This window comes from Xanthomonas euroxanthea (assembly GCF_900476395.1).
Lineage (GTDB): Bacteria > Pseudomonadota > Gammaproteobacteria > Xanthomonadales > Xanthomonadaceae > Xanthomonas > Xanthomonas euroxanthea.
In genome coordinates this window covers 88,890-108,829 of the sequence record NZ_UIHB01000005.1, presented here as the reverse complement: position 1 = coordinate 108,829, position 19,940 = coordinate 88,890, and the positions used below count along the sequence as shown (strand labels likewise).

The 19,940-nt window shown below is 67.5% G+C and carries 11 protein-coding genes; 3 read left to right on the top strand and 8 right to left on the bottom strand.

Annotation, left to right across the window (positions count from 1 at the left end; translation table 11 throughout):
• Positions 1–110: 110 nt before the first annotated feature.
• Positions 111–1,067: a 1-phosphofructokinase gene (gene pfkB / locus CPBF1521_RS14610; protein WP_115677455.1), complete on the bottom strand. Its 957-nt coding sequence runs from the start codon at positions 1,065–1,067 to the stop codon at positions 111–113.
• A complete protein-coding gene (gene ptsP / locus CPBF1521_RS14605) occupies positions 1,064–3,583 on the bottom strand; it encodes a phosphoenolpyruvate--protein phosphotransferase (protein WP_115677454.1) in 2,520 nt (839 codons plus the stop codon). The genes pfkB and ptsP overlap by 4 nt, the downstream gene beginning before the upstream one ends.
• A 161-nt stretch (positions 3,584–3,744) precedes the next feature.
• On the opposite strand from ptsP, the gene CPBF1521_RS14600 reads away from it, so the two are divergent.
• Entirely contained in the window at positions 3,745–4,734 is a 990-nt protein-coding gene (locus CPBF1521_RS14600; RefSeq protein WP_115677453.1) for a LacI family DNA-binding transcriptional regulator, read from the top strand.
• A 278-nt stretch (positions 4,735–5,012) separates the two neighbouring features.
• Here CPBF1521_RS14600 and CPBF1521_RS14590 read toward each other — a convergent pair whose 3' ends face one another.
• Genes CPBF1521_RS14590 through CPBF1521_RS14580 form a run of 3 tightly spaced genes read right to left on the bottom strand, consistent with a single transcriptional unit; the run spans position 5,013 to position 10,174 of the window.
• Entirely contained in the window at positions 5,013–8,183 is a 3,171-nt protein-coding gene (locus CPBF1521_RS14590) for a multidrug efflux RND transporter permease subunit (RefSeq protein ID WP_104582122.1), read from the bottom strand.
• A 12-nt stretch (positions 8,184–8,195) separates the two neighbouring features.
• Positions 8,196–9,500 carry an efflux RND transporter periplasmic adaptor subunit gene (locus CPBF1521_RS14585; RefSeq protein WP_115677452.1) on the bottom strand — a complete coding sequence of 435 codons (1,305 nt, stop codon included), beginning with the start codon at positions 9,498–9,500 and terminating at the stop codon, positions 8,196–8,198.
• A gap of 14 nt (positions 9,501–9,514) precedes the next feature.
• Positions 9,515–10,174: a TetR/AcrR family transcriptional regulator gene (locus CPBF1521_RS14580; RefSeq protein ID WP_104582124.1), complete on the bottom strand. Its 660-nt coding sequence runs from the start codon at positions 10,172–10,174 to the stop codon at positions 9,515–9,517.
• A gap of 290 nt (positions 10,175–10,464) precedes the next feature.
• Here CPBF1521_RS14580 and CPBF1521_RS14575 point away from each other — a divergent pair, with 290 nt between their 5' ends.
• Positions 10,465–15,474 carry an NAD-glutamate dehydrogenase gene (locus CPBF1521_RS14575; RefSeq protein ID WP_115677451.1) on the top strand — a complete coding sequence of 1,670 codons (5,010 nt, stop codon included), beginning with the start codon at positions 10,465–10,467 and terminating at the stop codon, positions 15,472–15,474.
• Positions 15,475–16,083: 609 nt separating this feature from the next.
• Here CPBF1521_RS14575 and CPBF1521_RS14565 read toward each other — a convergent pair.
• From CPBF1521_RS14565 to CPBF1521_RS14555, 3 genes are all read right to left on the bottom strand, one after another.
• A complete protein-coding gene (locus tag CPBF1521_RS14565) occupies positions 16,084–17,208 on the bottom strand; it encodes an NADP-dependent oxidoreductase (RefSeq protein ID WP_328589305.1) in 1,125 nt (374 codons plus the stop codon).
• Positions 17,209–17,291: 83 nt separating this feature from the next.
• Positions 17,292–18,080 carry an SDR family NAD(P)-dependent oxidoreductase gene (locus tag CPBF1521_RS14560; RefSeq protein WP_115677448.1) on the bottom strand — a complete coding sequence of 263 codons (789 nt, stop codon included), beginning with the start codon at positions 18,078–18,080 and terminating at the stop codon, positions 17,292–17,294.
• Between the two features lie 48 nt (positions 18,081–18,128).
• The gene (locus CPBF1521_RS14555) at positions 18,129–19,211 is read right to left on the bottom strand and encodes an alkene reductase (protein WP_115677447.1); all 1,083 of its coding nucleotides are present in this window, start codon (positions 19,209–19,211) and stop codon (positions 18,129–18,131) included.
• Between the two features lie 131 nt (positions 19,212–19,342).
• On the opposite strand from CPBF1521_RS14555, the gene CPBF1521_RS14550 reads away from it, so the two are divergent.
• Positions 19,343–19,918 carry a TetR/AcrR family transcriptional regulator gene (locus CPBF1521_RS14550; protein WP_104647918.1) on the top strand — a complete coding sequence of 192 codons (576 nt, stop codon included), beginning with the start codon at positions 19,343–19,345 and terminating at the stop codon, positions 19,916–19,918.
• Positions 19,919–19,940 lie beyond the last annotated feature (22 nt).

Genomic DNA, 19,940 nt, shown 5'->3' with positions numbered 1-19,940 from the left:
AATCTCCTGCGTTGTTCGGTCGCCGGCGAGCGCCGGCGGGATACGTGGTGTCTTGCGCAAGACCCGGGCGCATTGCGGTGGTGTTCCCACCGGGCGCGCCGCCGGCCTTGCTAGGAGAGCTGGTCGATGACGACCTCGCCGGTGAGCTTGCGTACCTGCTGCGGGTTCAGCCGGCGCGCATCGCCGCTTTCCAGCCGGCTGACCGAGAACGCCGTCGCCAGACGGGCGCACTGTTCCAGATCGGTGGAGTCGTCGAGCAGCGCGGCGGCCAGGCCGGCCACCATCGCGTCACCGGCGCCCACGCTGCTGCCCTGCGCCAGGCGCGGCGGACGCGCGATCAGGCGCTGGTCGCGCTGCACGAACAGGGCGCCCTCGGTGCCCATCGAAATGACCACCAGCTGGATGCCGCGGGCGATCAGTTCGTGCGCGGCGGCGCTGAGGGCGGCGCGGTCGGTTAGCGGGCGGCCGGTCCAGGCTTCCAGCTCGTGCCGGTTCGGCTTGACTGCGTAGGGCAGCGCCTGGCGTGCGGCACCGAGTGCGGCCACCAGCGGCGCGCCACTGGTGTCCAGCAGCACGCGCGCACCGGCGGCGCCGGCCTGCGCCTGCAGCTGCGCCCAGCTGTCGTCCGGCAGGCCGGCCGGCAGGCTGCCCGATAGCACCACCGGCAGGCCGGGCCGCAGCAGCGGGGCGAGGTGGTCGGCCACGCCCTGCAGGTGCGGCTGGCCCAGGCGCAGGCCGGGCAGGTTGATGTCGGTGGTGTCGTTGCTGCGCGCCTCGACCAGCTTGAGGTTGGTACGGGTCTCGCCGGCCACGCGCTGGCAGTGATCGGTGATGCCGCGCTCGCGGAACAGCGCCTCGAACACGCCGGCATTGCCGACCCCGAGCACGCCGAGTGCGGCGACCTGGCTGCCCCAGTCGGCCAGGCACGCGGCCACGTTGATGCCCTTGCCGCCGGCATCGTTGCGCACGCTGCTGGCGCGATGCACCGCGCCCGGCTGCAGGCTGTCCAGCTGGATGGTCTGGTCGATCGCCGGGTTCAGCGTGACGGTGATGGCGTGCAGGTTCATGCCTGGCCCTCGCGCTGCGCTTCCAGGGCGCGCACCTGCTCTGCGGTTTCGCAGTTCAGCGCCTGCTCGGCCAGCTGCTGCAGCTTACTCAGCGCGGTGCCACGCAGGCGGGCCTTGACCGCCGGGATGTCGTTGGGCGTCATCGACAGTTCCTGCACGCCCAGGCCGGCCAGCAGGCTGGCGCCGAACGGATCGCCGGCCAGGCCGCCGCACACGCCGACCCAGCGGTCGTGTTTGCGCGCACCTTCGATCGTGCTGCGGATCATGCGCAGCACCGCCGGGTGCAGGCTGTCGGCTTCGGCGGCCAGTTCCGGGTTCTGGCGGTCGATCGCCAGCACGTACTGGGTCAGGTCGTTGGTGCCGATCGAGAAGAAGTCCGCATGCCGTGCCAGCACGTCGGCCTGCGCGGCGGCGGCGGGCACTTCGATCATGATGCCGATCGGCACCTCGGGCGCGTCGAGTTCGGCGCGGAGGCGCGCGCAGATGGCGCGCAGGGTGATCAGCTCCGGCACCGAGGTGATCATCGGGAACATGATCGACAGCCGCGCCCCGTCCTTGGCGGCGCGGTACAGCGCCCGCAGCTGCGGTTCGAGCAGGTCGGGGCGGCGCAGCAGCAGGCGCGCGCCGCGCACCCCCAGGAACGGGTTTTCCTCGTGCGGCAGCTCCAGATGCGCCACCTGCTTGTCGCCGCCGATGTCCAGCGCACGCACGATCAGCGGGCGGCCATCCAGCGCCTGCGTCATCGCCAGGTAGGTCTGGTACTGCTCGTCTTCGCTGGGCGTGCTGCCGCTTTCCAGGAACAGGAATTCGGTGCGCATCAGGCCGACGCCTTCGGCGCCCTGGGTCAGCGCCATCGCGACCTGGTCGGGCAGGTTGACGTTGGCACCGATGTCGATGTGGTGGCCGTCGGTGGTTTCGGCGGGCAATGCGCGCTGCGCGGCCTCGCGCTCGCGGATGGCCTGTTGTTCGGCGATATGCGTGCGTGCTGCGTCCAGGTCGAGTGCGGACGGGTTGATGTACAGCCGCCCGCTGCTGCCGTCGATGATGGCGGTGACGCCGTCTTCGATATCCAGCAACTGGCCGCCGGCCGCGACCAGCGCCGGCAGGCCCAGCGTGCGCGACAGGATCGCGGTATGCGAGGTCGGCCCGCCTTGCGCGGTGGCCAGGCCGAGCACGCGTGCGGTGTCCAGATTGGCGGTGTCCGACGGCGACAGATCGCCGGCGAGCAGGATGCAGGGCTGCTCCGGCAGGTCGGTCAGGCCGGCGCCGGCGGCGGCCGGGTCGAGCTGGGCCAGCACGCGGCGGCCGACATCGCGCAGGTCGGCGGCGCGGCCGGCCAGCACCGGGTTGCCCAGCGCGGCCAGGCCCGAGGCGATCTGTTCCACCGCCTGGTGCCACGACCACGCCACGCCGTGGCCTTCGACCATCAGCTGGCAGGTGCGGGTGATCAGGTCGGTGTCGTTGAGCAGCTCCGCCTGGGCCTTGAAGATCGCCGCGTCCGAGGCGCCGAGCCGGCGCTGGGTGTCGTCCTGGATCGCCGCCAGCTGCTGGCGGGTGCGGGTCAGCGCGTCGTGCAGCAGCGCGCCGCCATCGCCCAGGCCGACCGGTTGATCGGCCACTTCGGTCTGCGCCGCACGCAGCCGGTGCACGATGCCGATCGCCACGCCCGGGCTGGCGCCGATGCCGACGATGGCCGGCTGCGCCTGCGGCGGCGTCCAGCCGACCACCGGGGCGGCGCGGCGTTGCGCGGCGCGTTCGGCATCGGCCTTTTCCTGCGCGGTCAGGCTGTCCATCACCGCGCGCAGGCGCTTGAGCAGCGCGGCGGCATCGGGGCCTTCGGCCGAGACGGTGATGCTGTCGCCGGCACGCAGGCCGAGCTGCAGCAGCCCGACCAGGCTCTTGGCATCGGCGGCCTGGTCGCCGGCGCGCACCTGGGCGCGCGCCGAGAAACCGCGCGCGGTCTCGGCCCAGCGGGTGGCCGGGCGCGCGTGCAGGCCGCTGGGGTAGGCGATGGTCCACGCGAAGGTTTCGGCCAGGTCGGTGGCCGGTGCGGCGCTGGTGTCGGGCGCACGGTCGCCGGTCAGGGCGGCCACGATCACGCCGGGGTCGTCGGTGGTGAACAGTGCTTCCAGCTGGGCCGGGTCCTGGATCAGGCGGGTCAGCCGGCGCAGCAAGGTGATGTGGGTGTCGGACTGGGCGGCGATGCCGACCACCAGCCGGGTGGTCTGGCCCGGGTTCCACTCCACGCCCTCGGGCAACTGCAGCACCGCGATGCCGTCGCGGCGCACCAGGTGGCGGTCTTCGCCGACGCCGTGCGGGATCGCCAGGCCATGGCCCAGGAAGGTGTTCGCCAGGCCTTCGCGGCGCCGCATGCTGGCGTCGTAGCCCGGCGCCACGCAGCCGGCGGCGACCAGCAACTGGGCAGCCTGTGCGATGGCATCGTCCTTGTCGCGGGCATGCGCACGCAGACGCACGAGTTCGGGGGTGACGGGGGCGGCTGGCGACGGAGAGGACAAGACGGACTCCGGGATGGGAACGGGCTGGGCAGTATAGTGGGAACGTTCCCACGTTCCAGGTCAATGTGCGCTGCACAAAAACGGCGTAGTGCTTTCGGGTTAGCATCGGATCAGGCACCGCACCTGGCTGCAGGTGCGCAAATGGAGCGGGAACGGTCCCAGTGAGTATCAGCATCAACGACGTGGCCCGCGTGGCCGGGGTTTCCAAATCGACGGTCTCGCGCGCGCTGGGCACTGGCCCGGTCAGCGAGGAAGTACGGGCAAAGGTCGAGGCGGCGGTGCGCCAGACCGGCTACCGGCCCAACCTGATGGCGCGGCGCCTGCGCTCCCAGCAGTCCGGCATCCTGGGGGTGATCGTTGCCGACATCCGCAACCCGTACTTCACCGCGCTGATCCGCGCGGTGGAGGAGGTGGCCTACCGTGCCGGCATGCGCGTGACCCTGTGTAACACCGACGAAGACCCCGAGCGCGAGGCGCTGTACCTGCAATTGATGCAGGAAGAACGCATCACCGGGCTGATCTTCGCGCCAACCCGCAGCACGGTCGGGCGCATGCACGAGCTGGCGCTGGACTACCCGACCGTGCTGGTGGACCGCGCCGGCCCCGGCAGCCGCTACGACAGCGTGGTGCTGGACAACGCCGCGGCCATGGGGGAGCTGGTCGCGCATCTGCAGGCGCAGGGGTATCGGCGCATCGGCGGGCTGTTCGGCACCAGTACCACTGCCACCGAGCGCCGCAACGGCTATCTGGCCGCGATGGCGGCGCCGGGGCTGACGCCGGCCTACCGCGAAGTGGCGCCCACCGCCGAAGCGGCGATCGCCGAAGTCGGCCAATGGCTGGCCGGTGCAGACCGGCCCGAGGCCATTGTCACCAGTAACAGCCTGCTGTTGATGGGCGCGCTCAAGGCCGCCCGCACCGCCGGTCTGCGCCTGCCCGACGACCTGGCCCTGGCCGGCTTCGACAACGAGCGCTGGACCGACCTGGTCGAGCCCGGCATTACCGTGGTCGAGCAGCCGGTCGAGGACATGGGCCGCGCAGCGATGTCGCTGCTGCTCGAACGCCTGGGCAACCCGCAGCTGCCGATCCGCCGCATGGTGATGACCGGCCGCTGCGTGGTGCGCGGCTCCACTGGCCCCCGCACCCCACCGTAGGAGCGCACCCGGGCGCGACGGGCGTTACCGGTAGAGCCCATCGCGCCCAGGGGCGCTCCTACAGGTGCCTGGCGGGTGTTGCGGATCGCGCAGTGCGGCCTTGCCCGAGCACGGCATGTCACCAAACTCCGCCACCCGTAGGAGCGCACCCGGGCGCGACGGGCGTTGCCGGTCATGCCCGTCGCGCCCGGGTGCGCTCCTACGAGATATCACGGTTGCGCAACCCAAAAAAAAGCCCCGGCAGTGCCGGGGCTTTTCGTTCTACGCCATGTCCCAGATCAACGATCCGGACGATGGCTTCCGGCGTCGCCCTGTGCCGCGAGGTAGTCCTTGGACTGTTCGTCCAGCTTGTCGCCCAGCATGCGGCGCACCACCACGAAGAACAGCGGGATGAAGATCACGCCGAGCACGGTGGCGAACACCATGCCGCCGATCACGCCGGTACCGATGGAGTGACGCGAGTTGGCGCCGGCACCGGTGGAGATGGCCAGCGGCAGCACGCCCAGGATGAAGGCGAACGAGGTCATCAGGATCGGGCGGAAGCGCAGGTGTGCCGCTTCCAGCGTCGCCTCGCGCAGCGTCTTGCCTGCCGCACGCTGTTCCACCGCAAACTCCACGATCAGGATCGCGTTCTTCGCCGCCAGGCCGATCACGGTGATCATGCCGATCTTGAAGTACAGATCGTTCGGCAGCCCACGCAGCATCGAGAAGGTGATCGCACCCAGCACACCGATCGGCACCACCATCAGCACCGCCACCGGAATCGACCAGCTCTCGTAGAGGGCGGCCAGACACAGGAACACCACCACCACCGACAACGCCAGCAACAGCGTGGCCGCATTACCGGCGATGATTTCCTGGTACGACATGCCGCTCCAGTCGAAGCCGAAGCCCGGCGGCAGATCGTTGTTGACGATCTCTTCCATCGCCGTCATCGCCTGGCCGGAGCTGCCACCCGGCGCCGGGTTGCCGACGATGTTCACCGCCGAATAGCCGTTGTAGCGGTTCAACGCCGGCGAGGCGAAGGTCCAATCGGCCTTGACCACATTGCTCAGCGGAATCATTCCCGGCTGCCCATCGGCACCGACTGCTGTCGCACTGGGGCTGAAGAAGCTGCGCAGCGACTCGGGGCCGGTGCGGAACTGGTCGTCGGCACGGATGTTGACGCGCTTGATGCGGCCTTCGGAGAAGTAGTCGTTGATGTACACAGGCGCCAGCATCAGCTGGATCGAGCTGTAGATATCGCTGACGTCCAGGCCCATCGACTGCGCCTGCACACGGTCCACGGACAGCTGCAGCTGTGGTGCGTCTTCCAGGCCGTTCGGGCGCACGCCCACCATGGTGTCCTGCCTTTCCGCCGCCTTGCCCAGCACGATGTTGCGCGCCTGGGTCAAGGCTTGCTGGCCTGCGCCGGAGCGGTCCTGCAGCCACATGTCGAAGCCGCCGAACTGGCCCAGGCCCTGCACGGTGGGCAGGTTGACCACGAAGATCTGCGCGCCCTTGATGCCGTAGAAGGCACCGTTGAGCTGCTGGATCAACTGTTCGGCAGTGACGTCGCGCTCTTCCCACGGCTTGAGCCGGATGAAGCCCATGCCGACGTTTTCGCCCGAGCCCAGGAAGCTGAAGCCGGCGATCTGCAGCATGCCTTCCACGGCCGGCTGCTTCTCCAGCACCGCACGCATCTGCGCGAACGCCTCGTTGGTGCGGATCTTGGTCGCGCCCGGCGGCAGCTGCACGATGGCCACTGCAAAGCCCTGGTCTTCTTCCGGCAGGAAGCTGCCCGGCATGCGGGTGAACAGGAAGCCGCACAGCACCACCAGCACCACGAACACGATCATCCACGGCGGCGAGCGCTTGAGGGTGTGCCCGACCACGCCGACATAGCGATGCGCCAGCTTGTCGTAGTACTTGTCGAAGGTGCGGTAGATCCAGTTCTTCTTGGTCGAGTGGGTGGACTTGAGGAACGCGCCGCACAGCGCCGGGGTGAAGCTCAACGCCAGGAACGCGGAGAACCCCATCGACATGGCGATGGTCAGCGCGAATTGCTTGTAGATCGCGCCCGAGGCGCCGGGTTGCAGCGAGGAGGGGATGAACACCGCCGCCAGCACCACGGTGATGGCCACCACCGCGCCGGTGATCTGGGTCATCGCCTTCTGCGTGGCCGCCTTCGGCTCCAGGTGCTCCTCGCTCATGATGCGTTCGACGTTCTCGATCACCACGATCGCGTCGTCGACCACGATGCCGATCGCCAGCACCATCGCAAACAGCGTCAGCTGGTTGATGGTGAAGCCGATCATGTACATGCCGAAGAACGTGCCCAGCAGCGCGACCGGAATCACCAGCGTGGGAATCACGGTGGCGCGGAAGTTCTGCAGGAACAGCAGCATCACCAGGAACACCAGCACGATGGCTTCCACCAGCGTGTGGATCACTTCCTCGATGGAGATGCGCACGAAGGTGGTCGATTCGTACGGCGCAAACCAGGTCACGCCCTGCGGGAAGGTCGGCTGCAGTTCGTCGAGCTTGGCACCGACCGCCTCGGACACGTTCAGGGCGTTGGCGCCCGGCAGCAGCTGGATACCGAAGGCACCGGTGGGCTTGCCGTTGTACTGGGTGTCGAAGCCGTAGTTGCTCGGCCCCACGGTGACCCGCGCGACATCCTTCAAGCGCACCGTGGCACCGTTGTTGTCGGTGCGCAGGATGATGTTCTCGAACTGTTCCGGCGAGCTGAAGCGGCCCTCGGCCGACACGGTGGCGGTGAAGCTGATGCCTTCCGGAGTCGGGTCGGCGCCTACCGAACCGGCAGCGAACTGCACGTTCTGGTTACGCACCGCGGTCAGCACCTGGGTCGCCGACAGGTTGTAGCCCTGCAGCTTCTCCGGGTTCAGCCAGATGTTCATCGCGTACTCGGCGCCGAACTGGTTGGTGCTGCCCACGCCGGGCACGCGCGAAATCTGCTCGAGCACGCGCGAGCCGACGATGTCGTTGAGCGCGTCGCGGTTGATCGACGGGTTGTCCGAGCGCAACGCGGCCACCATCAGGAAGCCGGCGTTGGCCTTGGCCACCACCACACCCTGCTGGGTGACTTCCGAGGGCAGACGCGGCGTGGCCAGCGACACCTTGTTCTGCACCTGCACCTGGGCGATATCCGCGTCGGTGCCGGTTTCGAAGGTCAGCGTGATGGTCACGCGGCCGTTGGCGGCCGAGGACGAGTTGAAGTACAGCAGGTGGTCGATACCGGTGAGCTGCTGCTCGATGACCTGGGTCACCGCTTTTTCGGCGGTATCGGCGCTGGCGCCGGGGAAGTTGGCGGTGACGGTGACCTGCGGCGGGGCGATCGTGGGGTACGACTCGATACCCAGATTCAGGATCGAGATCACGCCCGCAAGCGAGATCAGGATCGCCACCACCCAGGCAAAGACAGGGTGTTCGATAAAAAACTTAGGCATGTCCGGGTTCCGTTACTGCTGCTTGGACTGGGAGTCGGCCGGCTGCGCCGCAGCGTCTGGCTTGGACTGTTCCTGCGCGGCCGGTGCCGCCGCGTCGGCCTTGTCGGCTGCCGATGCGGCCTGTGCGTTGCCACCCTGGGCGGCGGGAGCCGCGCCCGGTGCACCCGGCTGGCCGCCCTGCGCCGGCTTGTTCGGATCCCACGGCACGCCCTTGGCCGGCTGGCCTTCCTTGGCCTTCTGCACGCCATCGACGATCACCTGATCGCCCGGGGTCACGCCACCGGTGACGATCCACTGACCTTTCTGCTGGCCGTCGACGGTGAGATTCTTGCGCACCACCTTGCCGTCCTTGCCCAGCACCAGCGCGTAGGCGCCGGTGGCATCGCGCTGCACGGCCTGCTGCGGCATCAGGTAGGCGTTGTTGCGCTGGCCCAGGCTGGCCTTGAAGGTCACGAACGCGCCCGGCAGCAGTGCCTGTTCCGGGTTGGGCAGGGTCGCGCGCAGCGACACCGCACCGGTGCTCGGGTCCACCGTCACCGCCGACACGTCCAGCGTACCGGGGTGCGGGTACTGCGTGCCGTTGCCCAGTTCCACGTTGATGGTGGACTTGCCATCGCCGCTGAGCTGCACGTTGCCGCTGCTCTGGGCTTGGCGCAGGGCGGCGAGCTCTTCGCTGCTCATCGCAAAGTTCACATACAGCGGGTCGATCTGGTCGACCGTGGTCAGCAGGGTGGCCTCTCCCGAGCCGACCAGTGCACCTTCGGTCACGCGCTGGATGCCGGCGCGGCCGGTGATCGGCGAGGTGACGCTGGCAAAGCCGAGCTGGATGCGGGCGGACTCGACCTGGCCGCGTGCCTGCTGCACGTTGGCGCGGGAGGAGCGCTCGGTGGCTTCGGCGTTGTCGATGTCGGCACGCGACACGTACTGCTGCGGGGCCAGGCTGCGTGCGCGCTTGGCGGCGACCTGGGCATTGGCGTAGGTCGCCTCGGCGGCGGCCAGCTGGCCCTGCGCCTGCAGCAGCGTGGCTTTCAGCGGTGCCGGGTCGATCTCGAACAGCGGCTGGCCTTCCTTGACGTCGGTGCCCTCGGTGTACAGGCGCTTGAGCACCACGCCGTCCACGCGTGCGCGCACGTCGGCCGAGCGGAATGCCGACAGGCGGCCGACCAGGTCGCGTTCCAGCGGCAGCGTCTGCGGCTTCATTTCCAGCACCGACACTTCCGGCGGCGGCGGCGCCTGCTGTTGTTCGGGCTTGCTGCAGGCAGCCAGCGCCAGGGTGATGGCACAGGCCAGGCCGAATGTGCGGAGCGGGGCGATCATCAGGAGGAACTCCGTTAGGGTCTTGAAGTGAGAAAGGAAAGCGGGGACAGCGAAGGCGTGGCAGCGACCGCGGCAAAGGCGCGCAGGAACGTGTCGACAGCGAACTGCGCCCACTGCTGCCTGGCGGGGAGGCCGGCGCGGTGGGGTACCTGAAAGCGTTGCCGGTCGAAATCCAGACCGACGATCATGCTCAACAGCAGTTCGGCCATACAGTGCGGATCGTCATGGCGCAGCTGGCCGGCCTGCATCGCCTGTTCGAAGCGCTGCGCCAGGCGCTGCTGCATACCGACGACCCCGTCCTGGAAGATCTGCTGCGACTGGTCGGGAAACCGGTGCGATTCGGCCTCCACCAATCGGCAGGTCTGTAGCACATCGGGCCGGTTCAGGCGGTCAAGATGGGCCAGCGCAAAGGCCAGCAGATCCTCGCGCAACTCGCCGGAGGCGGTGCCCAGTGGCACCGTGGCCAGATGCACATGGTCCTGAAGGACATCGCGCAGCAGGTTTTCTTTACAACCGTAGTAACTATAGAGCGTCTGCTTGGAACAACCGGCACGCTCGGCCACGGCATCCATGCTCAGCCGCATGCCACGCTCGGCAAGCAGCGTATGCACAGCCGCATGGATGCGGCGATCGCAATCCGAGCGCCGGGAAGCACGGTGGGAACGGGGGGTCATGGCGGTAGACTATACCGTCCAGTTTAGTTTTTAAACAGGCTTGACGGTCGCAATTCTGTCTGTACAGCGCCTTGTGCGCCAAGCGTCGGGCCCGACTTTGCCGGTTGTGGCGGTCCGGCAGGCCGATGCGCGGCCGCCAATGGGCCGCCTCCCGAGGAATTACAGTCGGGTAGCGCTTGGATGCCGCGTCCGGGGCCGGCGCCGGCCCCGGGAATTTGCGCTATGCAGCAAGGCGCCTTCATCCGGCGCCGGTACAATTCAGGTTTTCCACCGAGCATCCCAGCGCTCTCATGACAGCCAAGAAAGCTGCTTCGAAATCGTCCACGACGTCGGTCACACCGGTCGCCGAACATGCCGTCCCCGTGCTTGCCACCGCGCCGCAGGCGGTCACCCTGGAGCCGGTCTTTGCCGCGTTGCGCAAGCGCTACCCGGCTGCCCGCCAGTCCGAGGTGCAGCTGTTTGCAGCCGACTTCTACCGGCGCATGGAAGAGGACGAGTTCCCCAACCACCCACCCGAACAGTGGGCGGCCCTGGCGGCCGACATGCTGGAGTTTGCGCGCACGCGCAAGGCCGGCACGGTCAATGTGCGGGTGTTCAACCCGACCCTGAAGAGCCACGGCTACGAGTCGCCACACACGCTGCTGCAGATCGTCAACGACGACATGCCGTTCCTGGTGGACTCGGTGAGCATGACGCTGTCGGACCTGGGCATCGGCGTGCACGTGCTTGGCCACCCGGTGCTGCGCATCGCGCGCGACAAGGCCGGCAAGCTGACCGCGGTGGGCGAGGGCAAGAGCGAATCGCTGATGGTGCTGGAGATCGACCGCCAGCCTGCCGACGACATGCCCAAGGTGGAAGCGGCCGTGCGCAAGGTGCTGGCCGAAGTGCGCGCGATCGTGCACGACTGGGCGTCGATGCGCGAAAAGATGGTGATGCTGGCCGATGACCTGGCCACCCGCCGCCTGCCGATGGACGACATCAGCCGCCACGAGGCGCAGGAATTCCTGCGCTGGGCGGCCGCCGACCACTTCACCTTCTTCGGCTACCGCGAGTACCGCGTGGAGAAGCAGGACGGCCAGGACGTGCTGGCGCCGGTGGAAGAAACCGGCCTGGGCCTGATGCGCGGCCGCGACACCTCGCCGGCGCGCCCGGTGACCACGCTGGCGGCGCATGGCCTGAACACCTCGGCCAAGCTCAAGGACGCGCTGATCCTGACCAAGACCAATGCGCGCTCGCGCGTGCATCGGGTCGGCTACATGGATTACATCGGCATCCTGGAATTCGATGCCAAGGGCCGCATCGTCGGCGAGCAGCGCTTCCTGGGCCTGTTCACCTCCAGCGCCTACAACCGCCGCCCGTGGGAAATTCCGCTGGTGCGGCAGCGCCACGAATACGTGATGAGCAAGTCCGGGCTGACCCCGAGCAGCCACAGCGGCAAGGCGCTGCGGCATATCCTGGAGACATTGCCGCGCGAGGAGCTGTTCCAGTCCAACGAGGAAGAGCTGTACCGCACCGCGATCGGCATCCTCGGCCTGCAGGAGCGCGTGCGCAGCCGCATGTTCCTGCGCCGCGACAAGTACAGCCGCTTCATCTCCGCGCTGGTGTACATCCCGCGCGAGCGCTTCAACACCGATGTGCGGCTGCGCATCGAAGCCTTGCTCAAGGAGGCGCTGCACGGCGAATACATCGATTCCAGCGTGGTGCTGGGCGAATCGCCGCTGGCGCAGTTGCACCTGATCGTGCGGCCCAAGAGTGGCGAGGCGCTGGAGTTCAACACCACCGAGCTCGAATCGCGGCTGGCGCATCTGCTGCGCAACTGGCGCGATGCGCTGCGCGAGGCGCTGGTGGCGCGGCATGGCGAGGTCAATGGCCTGCGCATGGCCGCCAACTTCGGGCGTGCGTTGCCGGCCGGCTATATCGAAGACTCGTCGATCGAATCGGCGGTGTCCGACGTCGAGCATCTGGCGGCACTGGAAGGCCCGGATGACCTGCATCTGAGCCTGCAGGAGATCCGTCGCGACGACGGCGTGCGGCTGGATGCCGGCGAAGGCCTGCGCCTGAAGCTGTATCGCCAGCTCGACGACATCCCGTTGTCCGATGCGATGCCGATGATGGAGAACCTGGGCCTGCGCGTGATCTCCGAGCGGCCGTACCGGCTGCAGGTCGGCGAGACGCCGGTCTACATCCAGGATTTCGAGGTCGAATCGACCTCCGGCAGGATCAATGCGGCCAACGCCGACGCCGGTTTCGGCGAAGCCTTCGAGCGGATCTGGAGCGGCGATGCCGAGAACGACGGCTTCAACCGCCTGATCCTGGCGGCCGGCCTGCACTGGCGCCAGGTCGCGCTGCTGCGCGGCTATTGCAAGTATCTGCTGCAGACCGCGGTGCCGTTCTCGCAGGCCTACGTCGAGGCGACGTTCACCCGCTATCCGCTGCTGGCGCGCCTGCTGGTGGAACTGTTCGAGGCGCGCTTCGATCCGGCCACCGGCAGCGAGACCAAGGCGCAGATCGTTGCCGGGCAGGAACGCCTGCGCGAGGAACTGTCGGTGCTGGCAGCTGGCGACGAGGCCACGCTCAAGGCGCTGGAGCCGGTGCTGCAGGCGCGCGGCAGCGACCGCGATGCGCAGCAGGAGGCTGCGCGCGCCACGCTGCTGAAGCTGATGGACCGCGTTTCCAGCCTGGACGAGGACCGCATCCTGCGCAGCTTCATTGGCGTGATCGACGCGACGCTGCGCACCAACTACTACCAGACCGACAAGAGCGGCAAGCACGGGCACTGCATCAGCTTCAAGCTGGATTCTTCGATCGTGCCGGACCTGCCCAAGCCGCGTCCGTACCGCGAGATCTTCGTCTACAGCCCACGGGTGGAAGGCGTGCACCTGCGCTTTGGCGCGGTGGCGCGTGGCGGCCTGCGCTGGTCGGACCGGCGCGAGGATTTCCGCACCGAGGTGCTGGGCCTGGTCAAGGCGCAGATGGTCAAGAACACCGTCATCGTGCCGGTCGGCGCCAAGGGCGGTTTCTACGTCAAGCGCTCGCCGGTGGGCGGCGACCGTGACGCGATCCAGGCCGAAGGCATCGCCTGCTACAAGCTGTTCATCCAGAGCCTGCTCGACATCACCGACAACATCGTCGGCGGCAAGATCGTGCCGCCGCCGCAGGTGGTACGCCATGACCTGGACGACCCGTACCTGGTGGTCGCGGCCGACAAGGGCACCGCCACGTTCTCCGACATCGCCAACGGGCTGGCGCTGGACCACGGCTTCTGGCTGGGCGATGCATTCGCTTCCGGCGGGTCGGTCGGCTACGACCACAAGGGCATGGGCATCACCGCGCGTGGTGCGTGGGAGTCGGTCAAGCGCCACTTCCGCGCGATGGGGCGCGATTGCCAGAGCCAGGATTTCAGCGTGGTCGGCATCGGCGACATGTCCGGCGACGTGTTCGGCAACGGCATGCTGCTCTCAAGGCATATCCGGCTGCTGGCCGCGTTCGATCACCGGCATATCTTCCTGGACCCCAATCCGGATGCCGCCGCTTCGTTCGCCGAGCGCGAGCGCCTGTTCAAGCTGCCGCGTTCCAGCTGGGCCGACTACGAGGCCAAACTGATCAGCGCCGGTGGCGGCATCTATCCGCGCACGCTCAAATCCATCGACATCAGCGCGCCGGTACGCGAGGTGCTGGGCTTGGAATCCAGCGTCAAGCAGCTCTCGCCGAACGAGCTGATGAACGCCATCCTCAAGGCGCCGGTGGACCTGTTCTGGAATGGCGGCATCGGCACCTACGTCAAGGCGTCCAGCGAGTCGCACGCCGATGTGGGCGACCGCGCCAACAACGGCCTGCGCGTCAATGGCGGCGAATTGCGCTGCAAGGTGGTGGGCGAGGGCGGTAACCTCGGCCTGACCCAGCTCGGTCGCATCGAGGCCGCGCAGGCCGGGGTGCTGCTCAACACCGACTTCATCGACAACTCGGCCGGCGTGGACACCTCCGACCACGAGGTGAACATCAAGATCCTGCTCAACGACATGGTGCAGGCCAAGAAGCTCACCTACGACGCGCGCAACACATTGCTCGCATCGATGACCGACGAAGTGGCCGACCTGGTGTTGTGGGACAACTACCGCCAGAACCAGGCGATCAGCCTGATGGAGCGGATGAGCGTCAAGCGCCTGGGCTCCAAGCAGCACTTCATCCGCACGCTGGAACTGCAGGGCCTGCTCGATCGCCAGATCGAGTTCCTGCCCTCCGATGCCGAACTGTCCGCACGCAAGGCACGCGGGCAGGGCTTGTCGCGCCCGGAGCTGTCGGTGCTGTTGTCGTATTCCAAGCTGGTGGCGTTCCAGCAGCTGCTGGAATCGGATATCCCCGAAGACCCGTATCTGTCCAAGGAACTGCAGCGCTACTTCCCGCAGCCGCTGCAGAAGAAGTACGCCGATGCGATGGAGCGTCACCGCCTCAAGCGCGAGATCATCGCCACCGCGGTGACCAACACCACCATCAACCGCATGGGCGCCACCTTCCTGATGCGCATGCAGGAAGACACCGGCCGCAGCATCGCCGAGGTCGCCAAGGCCTATACCATCAGCCGCGAGACGCTGGATGCACGCGCGCTGTGGACGCAGATCGACGCGCTGGACGGCAAGGTGCCCGAGTCGGTGCAGATCGATGCACTGGAAGTGATCTGGCGCCTGCAACGCTCGTTCGTGCGTTGGCTGCTGCTGCGTCCGGGCCAGATGCCGGGCATCACCGCGGCGGTGGAGCGTTACCACGGCCCGTTCAACGACATCCGGGTCGCTTCCGGTGTGCTGTCGGATGCGCAGCGCCCGCAATACGAAGCCAGCGTGCAGGAATGGCAGGACAAGGGCCTGCCGCCGCAACTAGCGCAACAGCTGTGCGAGTTGCGTTACCTGGAACCGGCCTTCGACATCATCGAAACCGCGCGTACCCGTAAGCTCAAGCCGGTGGACGTGTCCAAGGTGCATTTCCGCCTGGGCGAAGCGCTGCGCCTGCCGTGGTTGTTCGAGCAGATCGACGCGCTGGAGGTCAACGGCCGCTGGCATGCAGTGGCACGTGGTGTGCTGCGCGATGAACTGGCCGCGCATCAGCGTGCACTGGTGGCGCAGGTGCTGACCATGCCCGGCAGCAGTGCCGAGGACAAGGTGGCCAACTGGCTGGCGCGCGACGATTCCAGCCTGCGCTTCACCCTGGCGATGCTGGCTGATGTGGCCGAGCAGAAGACGCTGGACTACCCGACCGTGTCGGTGGCGGTGCAGCGACTTGGGCAGCTGGCGGCGCACGGGATGTAACGACGTGCAGCGAGGTGATGGCGGAGCAGGTGCTTCGTCATCACCCTCATTTCCTGTTGGCAAATGTCGTCGTTTCGCACCAAAGAGCCGCCTTTGGGGGTTGATGCTGCTCAGCTCAAACCAGGCGCATCCAGCACTGCTCTTGCCATGCACACCGACCCTCTCCACTGGCCCTTGCCCGCTTACCGTCGCGGGACCCTGAGCGGCATGGATGCCGCGCCGGAGCCTACATGGACGTACTTGCGGCGTGTCCCGCGATGGTGGGCGGGCAAGGGCCCTGCAGCAAACTCGCAGCGTCGAGGGCGCGGTGCCCTCACCGCTTGCGGGACACGCCGTGAACCCGTCCCTGGGGGCTCGGTGGCGGCATCCATGCCGCCACACGGTCCCGCAACCGGTGAGGACACCGCACCAGACAGTGTGCTGACTGTTTTACTGAAGGCGCTGCAGACACGCCGCAGATGGGGTGCGCTGCAATCAACTGCATATTTTCAGTGCGCATTACAAACATGGACACGTGTTGTGCACTATTGCTGAAACAGTGCGACGGCGCGGTTCGCCGTGTACGGTCTTCTTGTCGCACCCATGGCCCACGGACTTACGTCCGGTGTCTTACTTGATCTTGACGACCACCTTGCCCTTGGCGCGGCCCTGGGCCAGATATTCCAGCGCCTGCTTTGCCTGGTCGAACCCAAAGACCTTGTCGATGACCGGGCGGATGCGTCCGGCTTCGAGCAGTTCGCCGATCTTCGCCAGTTGCGCGCCATCGGGACGCACGAACAGGAAGCCGTAGGCGACGTTGCGCTTGTTCGCCAGGCGGATGATTTTGCGGCTCATCATGGCGAAAACGACTCTCAGCACCACGTTGAGCCGGCGCGCACGCGCGAAGGCCGCGTCCAGCGGCCCCACCAGCGACACGATCCTGCCGCCGGGCTTGAGGATGGCGAGCGATTTTTCGATCGTATCGCCCCGTATGGTGCCCAGCGCGATGTCGTAGCCGCGCAGCACGGTCTCGAAGTCCTGTTGCCTGTAGTCGACCACCTCGTCTGCGCCAAGGCTGTTCACCAGCGCGACATTGCCGGTGCTGGTGGTGGTGCCGACAGTGGCGCCGAGGTGTTTTGCCAACTGGATCGCGATGGTGCCGATGCCGCCGGAGCCGGCGGGAATGAACACCTTCTGGCCGGGCTGCAGTCCGGCACGTTCCTTCAGGGCCTGCCAGGACGTGAGTGCGACCATCGGCAGCGCTGCCGCCTGCACAAACTCCAGATTGGCCGGCTTCAACGCTGCGGCGTCTTCCGGTACCGCGACATACTCGGCGATGGTGCCGCGGCCAAGATCGAACACGCTGGCGAAAATCGCATCGCCCGGCTTGAAGCGGGTGACGCGGCTGCCAACCTCGATGACGACACCGGCCACGTCGCTGCCCAGCGTGGCGGGCAGCTCAAATTTCACCACGGGCTTGAAGATGCCGGTGGGAATCATGTTGTCGATGGGGTTCACGCCCGCGGCATGCACCTCGACCAGCAGTTCGTCGGGCTGCAGCGTCGGGCGGGCCAGCTCGCTGAAGCCGATGCCGGGAGCCTTGCCGTAGCGTTTGAAGGTGAGTGCTTTCATCTGGTTCCAGTCCAATGCCGTGGTTGTAGGGATGCGTGGCCGGGTACGACGCGGGCCCCGGCCGCCTTCATCCCTGCCGCCTGATCGCCACATGGGCCATGTAAATCCATCGAACCCGTGCACGCGTGCGGCTGCGTGCCGTCTCCATGCAGGTCCGCAGCGCTCACCGTGGCGAGCGCTGCGGGGCAGCAGCGTCGTTCGGCCGGTCAGGCTGCCGGCTGATAACGTTCGGCGGCGTTTGCCTGCCGGATGTCGGACAGCAAGCCCTGGCGCGCGCCATCCAGCGCGTCCCAACGTTCGGCCACGTGCAACGGCGGAATGGTGACCAGCTCGCGGCGATCGAAGCCGACCAGCGCGGCGTCGACCAGTTCGCCCACGTCCATCAGGTCGCTGAGCGTGTTGACGTCGATACCGGCGCGTCCCCAGATCTCGGTGCGCGTGCCGGCCGGCAGCACGGCCTGCACATAGACGCCCTTGGCGCCCAGCTCCAGGTGCAGCCCCTGCGACAGGAACAGCACGAAGGCCTTGGTGGCGCCATAGACGCTCATGCCGAATTCCGGAGCGAAACCCACCACCGAGCCGAGGTTGACGATCGCGCCGCTGCCGGACTGTGCAAAGCGCGGCGCAACGGCGGCGGACAGGCGCGTCAACGCGGTGACATTGAGCGCGATCAGGCGGTCGACCGCCTCGGCGTCCTGCTGCAGGATGCCGCCGGACTGCGCCATGCCGGCGTTGTTGATCAGGATGCCGATCTGCGCATCCTCGCGCAGGCGGGTTTCCACCGCGGCCAGATCGGCGGCCTGGGTCAGGTCGGCCTGCAGCACATCGACGCTGACGCCATGTGCATCGCGCAGACGCGCAGCCTGCGCATCCAGGCGGGCCTTGTCGCGTGCGACCAGTACCAGGTCATGGCCGCGTTGCGCGAAGCGCTCGGCGTAGACGGCGCCGATGCCGGTGGAGGCGCCGGTGATGAGGACAGCGGGAAGCGTGGACATGCAGGATTCCTTGATGAGAGTGGATGAAGGACGCCAGGCGAGACAGCCTCAGCCGGCGAGGGACGGGTAGTCGATATAGCCTTCGGCGCCACCGCCGTAGAGGGTGGCCGGATTCAACGGCGCCAGCGCTGCGCCGGTCCGCAGGCGCTGGACCAGGTCGGGGTTGCTGATGAACGGGCGGCCGAAGGCCACCAGGTCGACGTTGCCTGCGCGCACCTGGGCGTTGGCCAGGTTCAGGTCGTAGCCGTTGTTGGCCAGGTAGGTGCGGGTGAACTTGCTGCGCAGCGCGGCATAGTCGAACGGGGCCGCATCGCGCGGGCCGCCGGTCGCACCTTCGACCACATGCAGGTACACGATGCCCAGCGCGTCGAGTTGCTCGGCGATGTAGTCGTATTGCGGCTGCGGATCGCTGCCGGAAATGCCGCTTGCCGGCGATACCGGCGAGATGCGCACGCCGGTGCGATCGGCGCCAATCTGCTCGCTCACTGCGGCGACCACCTCCAGCAACAGGCGCGCGCGGTTTTCGATCGAGCCGCCATAGGCATCGGTGCGCTGGTTGGCGCCGTCCTTGATGAACTGCTCCAGCAGGTAGCCATTGGCGCCGTGGATTTCGACGCCGTCGAAGCCGGCGGCAATCGCATTGGCCGCGGCCTGGCGGAAGTCGTCGACGATGCCCGGCAGTTCATGCAGCTCCAGCGCGCGTGGTTCGGAGACATCGGCAAAGCCGTTGTTGACGAACACCTTGGTCGCCGCGCGGATCGCCGACGGCGCAACCGGTGCCGCGCCGCCCGGCTGCAGGTCGACATGCGACACCCGGCCGACGTGCCACAGCTGCACGAAGATGCGCCCGCCGTTGGCATGCACGGCGTCGGTGACCGCGCGCCAGGCGGCAATCTGCCCGGGCGTGTACAGGCCGGGGGTGTCCTGGTAGCCCTGGGCCTGGGGCGAGACCTGGGTGGCCTCGGTAATCAGCAGGCCGGCCGAGGCGCGCTGGGCGTAGTAGGTGGCTGCCAGTGCGCTCGGCACCAGGCCGGCACCCGCACGGTTACGGGTCAGCGGCGCCATCACGATGCGGTTGGCCAGGGTCAGCGTGCCCAGTGCATAGGGTTCGAACAGCGAAGGGTGGGTCATTGACGGGGCTCGGACAGCAGGAAGTGGCAAAGATTACGATCAAAATCTAAGATGTCAATACTTTGATGTCGGTCAACATCAATGTACGCTCTCGCTTTCCCAGGCGCGCATCACCACGGAGTGTCCCAACGATGAAAGTGACCAAGGCACAGGCACAGGCGAATCGGGCGCACGTCGTCGAGACGGCCTCGGTGCTGTTTCGCGAGCGCGGTTATGAAGGGATCGGCATCGCCGATCTGATGGCCGCTGCAGGTTTCACCCACGGTGGCTTCTACAAGCAGTTCCGCTCCAAGGCGGACCTGATGGCCGAGTCGGCGGCCTGCGGCCTGGCCAATACCGCCGCGCAGACCGAGCAGGTGGACAAGGCGGATTTCGTGACGTCCTATCTGTCGCGCGAACATCGCGACAGCCCTGCCACCGGCTGCACGATGGCTGCGCTGGGTGCCGATGCCGCGCGCCAGCCGGAGGAAGTGCGCGATGCGTTTGCTGCCGGGGTCGAGAACCTGTTGGCAACGCTCGACCGCAGCGGGGCTGCGCCCGGCACTGCGCAGGCTGCGGCCGAGCGCGCCAGCAACCTGGGCATGATGGCGCATGCCATCGGCGCCATCGTGTTGTCGCGGGCGTGCCCGAACGCCTCGCCGCTGGCCGACGAAATCATTGCGGTGTGTCGCGACCAGATCCTGTCGTCGCTGCAGCCATCCAATTGACCGGGGTGGGCTGTCCACCGGC

Coding starts and splice junctions, on each gene's coding strand:
- CPBF1521_RS14555 (WP_115677447.1), bottom strand. CDS start 19,211: ATGACCCACCCTTCGCTGTTCGAACCCTATGCACTGGGCACGCTGACC.
- CPBF1521_RS14575 (WP_115677451.1), top strand. CDS start 10,465: ATGACAGCCAAGAAAGCTGCTTCGAAATCGTCCACGACGTCGGTCACA.
- CPBF1521_RS14560 (WP_115677448.1), bottom strand. CDS start 18,080: ATGTCCACGCTTCCCGCTGTCCTCATCACCGGCGCCTCCACCGGCATC.
- CPBF1521_RS14580 (WP_104582124.1), bottom strand. CDS start 10,174: ATGACCCCCCGTTCCCACCGTGCTTCCCGGCGCTCGGATTGCGATCGC.
- CPBF1521_RS14550 (WP_104647918.1), top strand. CDS start 19,343: ATGAAAGTGACCAAGGCACAGGCACAGGCGAATCGGGCGCACGTCGTC.
- CPBF1521_RS14585 (WP_115677452.1), bottom strand. CDS start 9,500: ATGATCGCCCCGCTCCGCACATTCGGCCTGGCCTGTGCCATCACCCTG.
- CPBF1521_RS14590 (WP_104582122.1), bottom strand. CDS start 8,183: ATGCCTAAGTTTTTTATCGAACACCCTGTCTTTGCCTGGGTGGTGGCG.
- pfkB (WP_115677455.1), bottom strand. CDS start 1,067: ATGAACCTGCACGCCATCACCGTCACGCTGAACCCGGCGATCGACCAG.